The sequence below is a fragment of the Roseomonas rosulenta genome (assembly GCF_016106005.1).
Lineage (GTDB): Bacteria > Pseudomonadota > Alphaproteobacteria > Acetobacterales > Acetobacteraceae > Neoroseomonas > Neoroseomonas rosulenta.
This window is the reverse complement of record NZ_JACADR010000136.1, coordinates 1-11,636: the sequence shown is the minus strand read 5'-3', so window position 1 is coordinate 11,636 and position 11,636 is coordinate 1. Positions and strand designations below refer to the sequence as shown.

Here is an 11,636-nt window from a genome sequence, read left to right as displayed (position 1 = left end):
CGCGAAGGGCAGTCTCTTGCTCGGTCATCGTGGGGTTCCAGGGCAGGGGTTGCAGCTCGCAACTCAACCCTACCCAGGTTCACCGCGGTGGCCGCCTCCTACAACACGGACGGGGACACGACCCCAAGCCCAGCGAGAGAATCCCTTCGGCAGGCACCTCTGAACGACAGGGCGGCGCGCCCGGTCGGTTCACCCCAAATCGCTCCACAACCACCGCGTGTGAAGCGCGCTTGATCCGGCCGCACGCACGCTTCCCCTTGCCAGCCGTCGCGGAATCCGCCGTCCTGCGTGACATGGAGGATGAACCGGACCGCGACGCGCTGCTGCGGCTCAATGGGCTGCGCCTGTGTTTCGGCGGGCTGGCGGCGCTCGATGGCGTAAGCTTCAGCGTCGCGCCGGGGCGCATCACAGCGCTGATCGGCCCCAATGGCGCGGGCAAGACCACGCTGTTCAACGCTGTCTCGGGCCTTGTGCGCCCGCAGGCGGGCAGCGTGCGGCTGCGTGGGGCGGAACTGCTCGGCCTCCCGCCGGAGCAGATCACCGCGCGGGGCCTGGTGCGGTCCTTCCAGATCGCGCGCGGCTTTCCGCGCCTGACGGTGTTCGAACACCTTATGCTGTATGGCCGCGAGCAGCCGGGCGAGAGCTGGACCACCGCGCTGCTCGACAGTGCCGCCGCCCGACGGCGCGAGGCGGCGCTGGCCGAACAGGCGCTCGCCGTCGCACGGCGCCTGCGCCTCGCGCCCGTCATCGACAACCTGGTCACCGCACTGTCGGGCGGGCAGAAGAAGCTGCTCGAGATCGGCCGTGTTCTGATGGCCGAACCGGTGCTGCTGTTGCTGGACGAACCGGCCGCCGGCGTGAACCCGACCCTTGCGGAGGAAATCGGCGACCTGCTGCGCGCCATCGTGGCGGAAGGCCGCACCATCCTGCTCGTTGAACACGACATGGCGCTGATCGAGCGCATCTCTGACCATGTCGTGGTCATGGCGGCCGGGCGGCGGCTGGCGGAGGGCAGCTTCGACGCCATTCGCGACGACCCGGCGGTGCAGGAAGCCTATCTGGGCGGGGCGCGATGACGGCACTGGCGGTCGAGGGCCTGACCGGCGGCTATGCCGCGGCCGACCACGTGGTGAAGGGTGTCTCGTTCACCGTCGCGGCGGGCGAGTTGCTCTGCGTCATCGGCCCGAATGGCGCGGGCAAGTCCACCGTGCTGAAGTTGATGACCGGCCTGCTGCGCCCGCGCGCCGGGCGCGTGCTGCTCGGTGGGCGCGAGGTCACGGGCCTCGCGCCGCGCGCCATGATCGAGGCAGGGCTGGTGCTGGTGCCGCAGGAACGCAACGTGTTCGGCACGCTCACCGTCGAGGAGAACCTCGTGATGGGCTGCTTCCTCGACCCGCGTCGTGCCCGCGCGCGCATGGCCGCGGTGACCGACCGCTTCCCGCTGCTCGCCGAACGCCGCCGCCAGGCGGCGCGCACGCTGTCGGGCGGGCAGCGGCAGATCCTGGCGATGGGCCAGGCGCTGATGAGCGAACCGCGCGTGCTGCTGCTCGACGAACCGACTGCGGGGCTCTCGCCAAAGGCGGCGGCCGATCTTTTCGCGCTGGTGCGCGCGACGGCGGATTCGGGCGTCGCGGTGCTGATGGTCGAGCAGAACGCGCTGCAGGCGATGCAGGCCTCGGACCGCGCGCTGGTGCTGGTCGATGGCCGCAATGCGCATGAGGGCCCGGCCCCGGCGCTGGCTTGTGACCCTGGCATCCGCCGCATGTTCCTTGGCGGGCGCGGCGCAGGCAGTATGGACGCAACAGGAACCTACAGGGAGCCGCACCCATGACGCTTTTCACCCGCCGCGCGACGCTGGCCGCCGGCAGTGCGCTGCTGGCCGCGCCGCATGCCGTTCGCGCGCAGGGCGCGCCGATCCGCCTTGGCACGCTCACGCCGCTGACCGGCGCGGGCGGACCCTACGGCCCAGTCATGGCCAATTGCGTGCGGGCCGTGATCACCGAGGTGAATGCGGCCGGCGGTGTGCTGGGCCGCCAGATCCAGCTGGTCAGCGAGGACGACCAGACCAACCCCGAGGCCGGGCTGCGCTCCGCGCGCAAGCTGATCGACGTCGATCGCGTCGCGGCCATCATGGGCACCTGGGCATCCTCGGTGACCACCGCGGTCGCGCCGCTATGCTGGGAGAGCCGCACCTTCCTCGCCACCGTCTCGGGCGCCGATTCGATCACCGCCCTGCCGCACAATGGCTGGCTGGTGCGCACGCAGCCGAATACCACGCTGCAGGGGCGCAAGTTCGGTGAATACGCGATCGAGCTCGGCGCGCGCCGCGCCTTCTTCATGGCGCCGCAGACGCCCTTCACGCAGTCGCAGTTCACCAACATGAAGACGGCAATGGAGCGCGCCGGCGGCACCGCCGAGCTCCTGGTCTACGACGCGTCCAAGCCCTCCCTGCGCACCGAGGTGGACCAGGCGCTGCGCTTCCGCCCCGACATTATCGTCATGGGCGGCTACACGCCCGACACGACGGTGCTGCTGCGCGACATCTTCCGCGCCGGCTATACCGGGCGGAAGCTTGCCTTCGCCTATTCGGTGAACCAGCAGATGCTCTCGGCCCTGCCCAATGACGTGACCGAGGGCATCCACACCCTGGCCCCCTCCCCAGCCGAGAACTCTGGCGGCTTCGCACGAGTGAAGCGTATCGTCGGCAACGACAATCCCGACCCGTACACCTGCCAGGTGTACGACCATGTGAACCTGGTGCTGATGGCGATGGCAGCCGGGCGCGACGGCACCGGCCAGGCGATCCGCGATTCGATCCGCAGCGTGAGCCAGGGCGGCGGCGAGAAGGTGGACAATGCGCTCGATGGCCTGCGCGCCATCGCGGCAGGGCGCAAGGTCGACTACGACGGCGCCTCGGGCCCCTGCGACTTCACCGATGCCGGCGACATCAGCGACTGCCAGTTTCGCTACGAACAGGTGCGCGCCGGGCGGCAGACACTGCTGCGCATCGCCTGATGCCTGAGGCGCTTGCCCAGGCCCTGATCAACGGCGTGATCGCCGGCACCATCCTCGCGGTGCCGGCGCTCGGCTTCACGGCGATCTTCGCGGTACTGAACTATCCGAACTTCGCGATCGGCGCGCTGGCGACGGTGGGGGCCTATGCGGGCTGGGTCGGCAACACCGCGCTCGGCTTGCCGATGGTCGCCGCCCTTGCCCTGGCATTCTCGGCGACGGCAGTCGCAGGCCTCGTCGTGCAGTGGGCGGCGGTGAAGCCGCTCGAATCCGCCGGGGCGCTGATGATGGCGATCGCCTCCCTCGCCGCGGGGCTGGTGCTGGAGAACGCGCTGCGCTTCGGCTTCGGCAACGACCTGCGCGGCTACGACCTGCCGCTGCTGCGGGACTGGCGCTTCGGCGAGTTCCGCGTCGGCCCGCAGCAGGTGCAGAACTTCGCGCTCGCCCTCGCCGCCATGGGAATGCTTTGGGCCTTCCTGCGCTACAGCCGCACCGGGCGCGCCATGCGCGCGGTCGCCGACAATCGCGACCTCGCCCTGCTGCGCGGCGTGGATCCGGCGCGCGTCGCAGCGGTCACGGTCGCCGTCGGCGCCGGGCTCGCGGGCATGGGCGGGATGCTGGTCGGACTCGACACCTCGGTCGATCCGCTGGTCGGCACGCGGCTGGTGCTGTCCATCTTCGCCGCCGCCGTGCTGGGCGGGCTGGGCTCGATCCCCGGCGCGGTCGCAGGGGCCATTGCCATCGGCGTCGCCGAGGAGGTCGCCGTCCTCGCCTTCAACCCCGCCTATCGCCTGGTGGTCGGCTTCGTCGTCATCCTCGCGGTGCTGACGCTGCGCCCGGCGGGACTCTTCGGCGCGCGGGCCTCCTGATGGTTTCCTACATCGTCTTCCTGCTCGTCGTCGCCGGCATCTATGCGCTGCTGGCGCAGAGCCTCTGCCTCGCCTGGGGCGTGACGGGCCTCGTGAATCTCGGCCTCGCCGGCTTCTTCGCTATCGGCGCCTATGCCTCGGCGACGCTGACGAAGTGGGGCGGGGTGCCGGTGCCGGTCGGGCTGCTGGCGGCGATGCTCGCCGGCGCCGTCGCGGGCTTCGTGGTCTGCGTCTCGACACTCCGGCTGCGCGACGACTACCTCGCCATCGTCACGCTGGGCTTCGCGGAAGCGGTGCGCGTCATCGCCTCGAACGAGATCTGGCTGACTGGCGGCACCGACGGCATCTCGGGCATTCCCGCTGGCCTGCCGCGCGACTGGGGCCAGGGCTTCCACCTCGCTGCGCTCGGGATCGTCACCGCGATCCTCGGCGTGGTCTGGCTCGCCCTGCGCCGCCTGGTCGCCTCGCCCTGGGGCCGCGCGCTGCGCGCGGTGCGGGAGGACCAGATCGTCGCCGCCGTCGCCGGCAAGCACGTCACGCGTCTGAAGGCCGAGGCCTTCGCGATCGCCGCCGCCATCGCCGCCCTCGCCGGCGCGCTCTACGGCCACTACACCTCCTACATCGCGCCGGAGATCTTCCAGCCGCTCATCACCATCTACGTCTTCCTCGCGGTGACGGCGGGCGGCAACGGACGGCCAACGGGTGCGGCCTTCGGCGCCTATCTCCTGATCGCTTTCCTCGAGGCGACGCGCTTCGCGGCCGAAGTCCTCCCCGGCGTCTCCGCCGTCCAGGCCGCGGCGCTGCGCGAGGCCTCGGTTGGCGTCGCCCTGATCCTGTTGCTGCGGCTGCGCCCGCGCGGCCTCTTCCCCGAACTCAACCAGAAGGCGCCCGCATGACGACCGAATTGCCGCCGGCCCTGATCGCCCTCGCCAGCGCCGCGGCCTCCGAGGCAGACCCGCGCGCCGTCTTCCGCGCCGCCGAGGCCGCGAATGCCGCCCTGGTCGGCCATCGCCTCTTCACCATCCTCTTCGTCGTCCCCGGCGGGGCGGAGGTGGAGCGCGTGCATTCCTCCGACCCCGTCGCCTACCCGCTGACGGGCCGCAAGCACATGGGCCCGACGCCCTGGGGCGACCTGGTGCTGAAGCAGGGGCGCACCTGGCTCGGCAACGGCATGGACGACATCCGCTGGGCCTTCTACGACCACGAGACAATCGCGCGCCTCGGCTGCGCCGCCTGCATCAACATCCCGGTGCGCGAGGGCGGCGAGGTGGTCGGCACGCTCAACATCCTCGACGCCGCCGATTCCTACACGGAACGGGACGTCGCCACCGCCGAGGTGATCGGCGGCTTCCTGCCCGGCGCGCTCCGTCGCGCCGCCACCCTGGCCGCCGCCGCCGCCCGGGACTAGCTTCCCCGCCTTCCGCGCAGAGAGACCCGACGCATGACCGACGCCGTCCTGTTCGAGAACGCCGCCATCCTGGACGGCACCGCCGATGGCGCCGTGCCCGGCCACGTCCTGGTCGAGGGCGGCACGATCAAGGAGGTCAGCGACAAGCCGATCGCGTCCGGCACGGCGCGCCGCATCGACCTCAAGGGCCGCACCCTGATGCCCGGCCTGATCGATGCGCATGTGCATGTCGTCGCCGGCGTGGTGAACCTCGGCCTCAATGCCATGCTGCCCGACGCCGTCGTCGCCTTCCGCGCCGCGAAGATCATGCACGGCATGCTGATGCGCGGCTTCACCACGGTGCGCGACCTCGGCGGCTGCACCCATGGCCTGCGCATGGCGCGCGACGAGGGTCATTTCGACGGTCCGCGGCTCAACATCTCCGGCAAGGCGCTGTCCCAGACCGGCGGCCATTGCGACTTCCGCGGCCGCCACGACACGCGCGACACCGCCTTCTTCGCCGCGCGCCTCGGCAGCCTCGGCCGCCTGGTCGACGGCGTCGCCGATGTCCGCCGCGCCTGCCGCGAGGAGATCAAGGCCGGCGCCGACTACATCAAGATCATGGCCAATGGCGGCGTCGCCTCGCCGACCGACCCCATCGCCTTCGTCGGCTTCTCGCGCGAGGAGGTGCTGGCCGCCGTCGAGGAGGCCGAGAACGCCGGCACCTACGTCGCCGCCCACCTCTACACCGACAGCGCCATCCACCGCGCCGTCGACTGCGGCGTGCGCAGCCTCGAGCACTGCAACCTGATCCAGGCCGACACCGCCCGCTTCGCCGCCAAGTCGGGTGCGATCGCCTGCCCGACCCTCGTCACCTACCAGGCGCTGAAGGATGAGGGTGCGACTCTCGGCCTGCCGGCGGAATCGGTCGCGAAGATCGACGATGTCCGTCTCGCCGGGCTGCGCTCGATCGAGATCATGCGCGAGGCCGGCCTGACCATGGCCTTCGGCACCGACCTGCTCGGCGACATGCATCGCCACCAGTCCGAGGAATTCGTCATCCGCGGCGAGATCCAGCCCGCCATCGAGGTCATCCGCAGCGCCACCATCAACGCGGCGAAGCTGCTGATGTCCGAAGGGAAGATCGGCTGCGTCGCCCCGGGCGCCCATGCCGACCTGATCGTGGTCGAGGGCGACCCGCTGAAAGATCTCTCGCTGCTGACCCGCCAGGGGCAGCACTTCTCCGCCATCATGCTCGGCGGCCGCTTCGTGAAGGACCAGCTGGCGGCCTGATCCGCCCAACAGGGAGACCGAACCGATGACCATTACCCGCCGCCTCGCGCTCGGCGCCGCCGCCGGCACGCTCGCCCTGCCGAACGTCGTCCGCGCCCAGGCCGAGACCTTCCGCATCGGCGCGCTGAACCCGATCACCGGCGCCGGCTCGCCCTACGGCACCGGCATGCAGCGCATGATCCAGGCGGCTGTCGAAGCCATCAACGCGGCGGGCGGCGTCAACGGCCGCCGCATTGAGGTCTTCGCCGAGGACACCCAGACCAGCCCGCAGGCCGCCGTGCTGGCGGCGAAGAAGCTGATCGAGGTGAATCGCGTGCGCGCCATCCTCGGCACCTGGTCATCGGGCGTCTCGCTTGCGGTCATCCCGCTGACGAACGAGGCCGACATCATCCTGATGCACACCTCGGGGGCGCCAGCGCTCTCGACGCCGCCGGCCAATGCGCGGAACCTCGGCTACCGCTTCCAGGCGACGAACGACCGCTTCGGGCGCGCCTTCGCCGAGATCGCGGTGCGCGAAGGCTTCCGCCGCCCCGCCACCATGGCCTTCAATAATGCCTCGGGCATCGGGAATACCGATGGCTTCCGCCGCGCCTGGGCCGCCAAGGGCAACCAGAACGGCGAGCATGTCATCTACGAGCCCAACCAACCTTCCTACCGCGCCGAGCTCCTGCGCGTGCTCGCGACGCGCCCGGACGTGATCGTGATGGGCTCCTTCCTGCCCGACACCACCATCATCCTGCGCGAATGGTTCCAGACCGGCACGCCGGTGAAGTGGATCATCCCCGGCTGGGCTGCCAATCCGCAGCTCGTGCAGGCGCTGGGCCCGGCGGTCACGCAGGGCATCATCGCGGTCGAATCCGTCTCGAACGAGGGCGCCCAGGCCTTCGCCGCCTACGATGCCGCACATCGCCGCGCCATGAACAACCAGCCCGGCGCCGCCAATGCCTATGCCGCCATGACCTGGGACATGGCGACGACGCTCGCTCTCGCGATCGAGCAGGCGAAGTCCTTCGAGACCGCCGCCATCAACGCCGCCATCCGCCAGGTGGCGAACCCGCCGGGCGACCAGGTCGCCAGCTTCGCCGAGGGCAAGGCGGCGATTGCTGCCGGCCGCAAGGTGAACTTCGAGGGCGCCTCCTCGGTGCTCGACTTCGACCAGCATGGCGACGTGACGCCCGATTTCGGCGCCTTCTTCATCGAGCAGGGGCAGATCAACCGGCGCTATATCGTGAAGATCTGAGGCCTTGTTCGGCGCGCTTCTCGTTGCCGGCATCGTGCATGGGCTGATCATCGGCCTGGCCGCACTGGCGGTCACGCTGGTCTTCGGCATCGCCCGCTTTCCCAATGCGGCGGCGGGCGACACCATGACCGCCGGGGCCTATGCAGGACTCGCCGCGCATAAGGCGAGCGGGTCGCTGCTGGTCGCGGGCGGCGCTGCGATGGTGGCCTCCGCGATCGTGTCGCTGCTCGGCTACCTGCTGGTGTTCCGCCTGCTGGCGCGCCGGCCGGTGGCCTCGCTGCTGGTCGCGGCGATCGGCATCGCCTTCCTGCTTCGCGCGGCGCTCGGCCTCGCCTTCGGCCATCAGCAGCAGGTCTTCCAGGTGCCACTCGCCTGGCCGGTCGAGGTGATGGGCCTGCGCATCCCGCCGATGGACCTGACGCTCGCGGGCGTCGCCGCCTGCGCGCTGGCCGCTGCCTTCGGCGTGCTCTACCTCACCTCGATTGGGCGGCAGATGCGCGCGGTAGCCGACGATCCGGACCTCGCGCGCGTCTCCGGCATCCGGCCGCTGCGCGTGATGGTCGCGCTCTGGCTGCTGGCCGGCGCGGCGGCCGGCATCGCCGGGCTGATGCTCGGCGTGAAGACCATCGTCTCGCCCGAGATGGGCTGGGAAGGCCTGCTGACCGCCTTCGCAGCCGCGATTCTCGGCGGCATCGGTTCGCCCGCCGGCGCGGTGCTGGCGGGCCTGCTGTTGGGCATCGCGCAGGAGGTCTCCACGCCCTATGTCGGCTTCACCTACAAGATCGCGCTTGCCTTCGTGGTGATGCTGGCAGTGCTGCTGGTCCGTCCGCGCGGCCTGCTCGGTCGGGTCGAGGGCCTGCGCTGATGGAAGCCTACCTGGTTGCCATCGCGATCATCGCCGCGATCTACGTGCTGCTCACGCTCGGCCTCACGCTGCAATACGGGCTGACCGGGCTGGTGAATTTCGGCCATGTCGGCTTCTTCGCGATCGGCGCCTATGCCTCGGCACTGCTGAGCCTGCAGGGCGTGCCGCTGGTGGCCTGCTTCGCCGCCGCCGCCGCCATCGCGGCGCTGGCGGCCTACCCGATCGGGCTGGTGGCGCTGCGCCTACGCGACGACTACTTCGCGGTCGTCACCCTCGGCTTCAGCGAGACGGTGCGCCTCGTGATCACCTCTGAGAGATGGCTCACCAACGGCGTGCAGGGCATACCGGGCATACCGCGCAGCTTCGCGGGGATGGGGGTTGGCATGCCGGGTGCGCTCGCCACGCTCGGGGCCATCGCGCTGGTCTGCATGGCCGTGGCGCTGATGCTGCGGCGCGTCGTGCGTTCACCCTTCGGCCGCGCCATCGAGGCGATCCGCGATAACGAGGATGCGCTGCGCGCGCTCGGCAAGGATCCGGCGCGCTTCAAGATCCAGGTGCTGGCGCTGGGCTCGGCGCTGGCCGGCCTCGCCGGCGCCTTTTACGCCCACTACATCACCTACCTCTCGCCCGACCAGTTCATCCCGCTGGTCACCTTCTACGTCTGGATGGCGATGATCATGGGCGGTGTCGGGCGGGTTTCCGGCGCCGTGGTCGGCGCGCTGCTGCTGATGCTCTTTCTCGAGGGCACGCGCTTCCTGCGCGACCTCGCGCCCGACCTGATCTCGGCGGTCGACATGGCGAGCGTACGCCTGGGCGCGGTAGGTCTCGCGCTGGTGGTGTTCACGCTGTTCCGCCCGCAGGGGCTCATGGGCGACTATACGCGGCGATGACGCTCTCGGTCCGCGGCATCGGCAGGTCCTTCGGCGGCTTCCGCGCGCTCGAGGACGTCTCGTTCGAGATGCCCTCCACCGACCTGCTTGGCATCATCGGACCCAATGGCGCGGGCAAGTCCACCCTGTTCTCGGTCGTCTCGGGCTTCATTGCCGCCGATACGGGCAGTGTCGTGCTCGATGGACGGCCGCTCGACCGGCTCGGCGCGGCGGCGCGCGCCCGCGCGGGCATGGTGCGCACCTTCCAGGTACCACGCGAATTCCACCACCTGACCGTGCGCGAGAACCTGATGGCCGCCGCTCCCGACCAGACCGGCGAAGGCCTTTTCGGGCTGTTCCTGCGCCCCGGGCGCGTACGGGCCGAGGAAGCGGCGATCGGCGCCGAGGCCGATGCCGCGATCGAGTTCCTGCGCCTCGGCGCCGTGGCCGCCACGCCCGCGGGCCGGTTGTCGGGCGGGCAGAAGAAGCTGCTGGAACTGGGCCGCGCCCTGATGGCGAAGCCGCGGTTGATCCTGCTCGACGAACCCTTCGCCGGCGTGAACCCGGTCCTGGTCGAACAGCTGATCGAGCGCATCACCGCACTGAACACGCGCGGCATCGGCTTCCTCGTCATCGAGCACGACCTCGATGCGCTCTCGCGCCTGGTGCCGCGCCTGGTGGTGATGGACCGCGGCCGCGTGCTCGCCACCGGCACGCCCGCCACCGTGCTGGCCGACCCGGCGGTGCGCGAGGCCTATCTCGGCGGGGCCGTGGCATGACCCTACTCGAGATCGCGAAGCTCACCGGCGGCTATGGCGAGACCGACATCCTCAACGGCATCGACCTTACGATCGCGGCGGGCGAGATCCTCACCGTCGCCGGCACCAACGGCGCAGGCAAGTCCACCCTGGCGCGCGCGTTGATGGGGCTGCTGCCGCGCGTAGCCGGGCGCGTTGTGCTGGAGGGGCGCGACATCATCGCCGAGCCGGTCGAGCGGCGCCTTGCGCTCGGCATCGCCTATGTGCCGCAGGTGGGCAATGTCTTCGCCTCGCTCAGCGTGCTGGAGAACCTGCAGGTCGTGCAGGGCGTGGTGGATGCGCGCGCGCGCATCGCCGAGCTACTGGCCGCCTTCCCGGCGCTGGCCGAGCGCCGCCGCGCGCGCGCCGGCAGCCTCTCGGGCGGCGAGCGCCAGCAGCTTGCCTTCGCCCGCGCCCTGATGGCGCGCCCGCGGCTGATGATCCTGGACGAACCGACTGCCGCGTTGGCTCCGGCGCGTGTCGCGGAATCCTTCGCGCGCATCCGCGCCCTGCCGGCGATGGGCGTCAGCGTGCTGATGGTCGAACAGCGCGCGCGCCAGGCGCTGGCGGTCTCAGACCGTGGCTGCATCCTCGACGGCGGGTGCGTCACGATGCTTGGCCCGGCGGCCGAACTGCTGGCGGACGAGTCGGCGGCAGCGCTCTATCTCGGACGGGCCGCGGCGGGGTGATGCGGCACGGGCTGGCGCTCCGCCTCACGCATTGATCGACACGCAAGAAGCCCCCCCTTTGATGCGGATGAGCGCGCCCAGGATGGCTGCTGCAGGGCCGGAGGCGCTGCCGTATCATGTATCCCGATCTACGTCGGCGGCTCCTCCCACGCGGCGATTGCCGCCGCCGGCCGGCACGCCGATGTCTTCGCCTTCTGGGGCGAAACGCTCGACGAGGCGCGCGAGACCATCGCCCGCATGCGCGACAGCGCCGGGCGCGACCCGGCATCGATCCGCTTCAGCCTGTCGGTCCGGCATCGGCGGCGCGGCGCGTGCGCGACATCCTGCCCGATCAGGCCGAGTGGCAACTCACGCAACGCTTCGCCATCGTCAACCTATGGCGGCCGATCGCGCCGGAGCCGGAAAGCCTGCTGGCACTTGCCGATGGGCGCAGCGTCGCGCCCAGCGACCTGGTGCCGACGCGGCTGATCTATGCCGACCGTATCGGCGTGACCCTGCCCCCCAAAAGCCCTCGTTCATGAGCAGAGCCTGTTCTCCATTTGCCCCGACGCGGGGCGGGTTGCAAAGGCTGCTGGGGTGAGCCCGTTCAGGCTCGTGTGTGGGCGGGCCGTGTTG

General features: G+C 70.7%; 13 protein-coding genes and 1 pseudogene. All 14 read left to right on the top strand.

The annotated features are described in order from the left end of the window. Positions 1-230 precede the first annotated feature (230 nt). On the top strand, positions 231-1,076 hold the full coding sequence (locus HW578_RS15985; RefSeq protein WP_232479013.1) for an ABC transporter ATP-binding protein: 846 nt from the start codon (positions 231-233) through the stop codon (positions 1,074-1,076). Then, positions 1,073-1,831 carry an ABC transporter ATP-binding protein gene (locus HW578_RS15980; RefSeq protein ID WP_198371549.1) on the top strand — a complete coding sequence of 253 codons (759 nt, stop codon included), beginning with the start codon at positions 1,073-1,075 and terminating at the stop codon, positions 1,829-1,831. Before HW578_RS15985 ends, HW578_RS15980 begins: the two co-directional genes overlap by 4 nt. Further along, positions 1,828-3,015: an ABC transporter substrate-binding protein gene (locus HW578_RS15975; protein WP_198371548.1), complete on the top strand. Its 1,188-nt coding sequence runs from the start codon at positions 1,828-1,830 to the stop codon at positions 3,013-3,015. Before HW578_RS15980 ends, HW578_RS15975 begins: the two co-directional genes overlap by 4 nt. After that, the gene (locus tag HW578_RS15970; RefSeq protein ID WP_198371547.1) at positions 3,015-3,881 is read left to right on the top strand and encodes a branched-chain amino acid ABC transporter permease; all 867 of its coding nucleotides are present in this window, start codon (positions 3,015-3,017) and stop codon (positions 3,879-3,881) included. Before HW578_RS15975 ends, HW578_RS15970 begins: the two co-directional genes overlap by 1 nt. Continuing rightward, positions 3,881-4,777, top strand: coding sequence for a branched-chain amino acid ABC transporter permease (locus tag HW578_RS15965; RefSeq protein WP_198371546.1), 897 nt, complete (start codon positions 3,881-3,883; stop codon positions 4,775-4,777). Before HW578_RS15970 ends, HW578_RS15965 begins: the two co-directional genes overlap by 1 nt. Beyond that, complete coding sequence (locus HW578_RS15960; RefSeq protein ID WP_198371545.1) at positions 4,774-5,289, top strand: GAF domain-containing protein; 516 nt, start codon at positions 4,774-4,776, stop codon at positions 5,287-5,289. The genes HW578_RS15965 and HW578_RS15960 overlap by 4 nt, the downstream gene beginning before the upstream one ends. Before the next feature lie 33 nt (positions 5,290-5,322). After that, entirely contained in the window at positions 5,323-6,561 is a 1,239-nt protein-coding gene (locus HW578_RS15955; RefSeq protein ID WP_198371544.1) for a metal-dependent hydrolase family protein, read from the top strand. A gap of 25 nt (positions 6,562-6,586) precedes the next feature. Next, positions 6,587-7,801, top strand: a complete 1,215-nt coding sequence (locus HW578_RS15950) for an ABC transporter substrate-binding protein (protein WP_198371543.1) — start codon at positions 6,587-6,589, stop codon at positions 7,799-7,801. Between the two features lie 4 nt (positions 7,802-7,805). Next, a complete protein-coding gene (locus tag HW578_RS15945) occupies positions 7,806-8,666 on the top strand; it encodes a branched-chain amino acid ABC transporter permease (protein ID WP_198371542.1) in 861 nt (286 codons plus the stop codon). Continuing rightward, a complete protein-coding gene (locus tag HW578_RS15940) occupies positions 8,666-9,556 on the top strand; it encodes a branched-chain amino acid ABC transporter permease (RefSeq protein WP_198371541.1) in 891 nt (296 codons plus the stop codon). The genes HW578_RS15945 and HW578_RS15940 overlap by 1 nt, the downstream gene beginning before the upstream one ends. Further along, entirely contained in the window at positions 9,553-10,314 is a 762-nt protein-coding gene (locus HW578_RS15935; protein WP_198371540.1) for an ABC transporter ATP-binding protein, read from the top strand. The genes HW578_RS15940 and HW578_RS15935 overlap by 4 nt, the downstream gene beginning before the upstream one ends. Then, positions 10,311-11,021 (top strand): ABC transporter ATP-binding protein, encoded by a 711-nt coding sequence (locus HW578_RS15930; RefSeq protein WP_198371539.1) that lies wholly within the window; start codon positions 10,311-10,313, stop codon positions 11,019-11,021. The genes HW578_RS15935 and HW578_RS15930 overlap by 4 nt, the downstream gene beginning before the upstream one ends. A gap of 30 nt (positions 11,022-11,051) precedes the next feature. After that, positions 11,052-11,300, top strand: a pseudogene (locus HW578_RS28310) (LLM class flavin-dependent oxidoreductase); the annotation flags it as partial. Positions 11,301-11,332: 32 nt separating this feature from the next. Then, the gene (locus tag HW578_RS28305; protein WP_304621641.1) at positions 11,333-11,542 is read left to right on the top strand and encodes a hypothetical protein; all 210 of its coding nucleotides are present in this window, start codon (positions 11,333-11,335) and stop codon (positions 11,540-11,542) included. Positions 11,543-11,636 lie beyond the last annotated feature (94 nt).

What these genes read in the sequence shown, in the direction of transcription:
- HW578_RS15980 (WP_198371549.1), top strand. Translation starts at nt 1,073, where the DNA reads ATGACGGCACTGGCGGTCGAGGGCCTGACCGGCGGCTATGCCGCGGCC.
- HW578_RS15975 (WP_198371548.1), top strand. Translation starts at nt 1,828, where the DNA reads ATGACGCTTTTCACCCGCCGCGCGACGCTGGCCGCCGGCAGTGCGCTG.
- HW578_RS15970 (WP_198371547.1), top strand. Translation starts at nt 3,015, where the DNA reads ATGCCTGAGGCGCTTGCCCAGGCCCTGATCAACGGCGTGATCGCCGGC.
- HW578_RS15965 (WP_198371546.1), top strand. Translation starts at nt 3,881, where the DNA reads ATGGTTTCCTACATCGTCTTCCTGCTCGTCGTCGCCGGCATCTATGCG.
- HW578_RS15960 (WP_198371545.1), top strand. Translation starts at nt 4,774, where the DNA reads ATGACGACCGAATTGCCGCCGGCCCTGATCGCCCTCGCCAGCGCCGCG.
- HW578_RS15955 (WP_198371544.1), top strand. Translation starts at nt 5,323, where the DNA reads ATGACCGACGCCGTCCTGTTCGAGAACGCCGCCATCCTGGACGGCACC.
- HW578_RS15950 (WP_198371543.1), top strand. Translation starts at nt 6,587, where the DNA reads ATGACCATTACCCGCCGCCTCGCGCTCGGCGCCGCCGCCGGCACGCTC.
- HW578_RS15940 (WP_198371541.1), top strand. Translation starts at nt 8,666, where the DNA reads ATGGAAGCCTACCTGGTTGCCATCGCGATCATCGCCGCGATCTACGTG.
- HW578_RS15935 (WP_198371540.1), top strand. Translation starts at nt 9,553, where the DNA reads ATGACGCTCTCGGTCCGCGGCATCGGCAGGTCCTTCGGCGGCTTCCGC.
- HW578_RS15930 (WP_198371539.1), top strand. Translation starts at nt 10,311, where the DNA reads ATGACCCTACTCGAGATCGCGAAGCTCACCGGCGGCTATGGCGAGACC.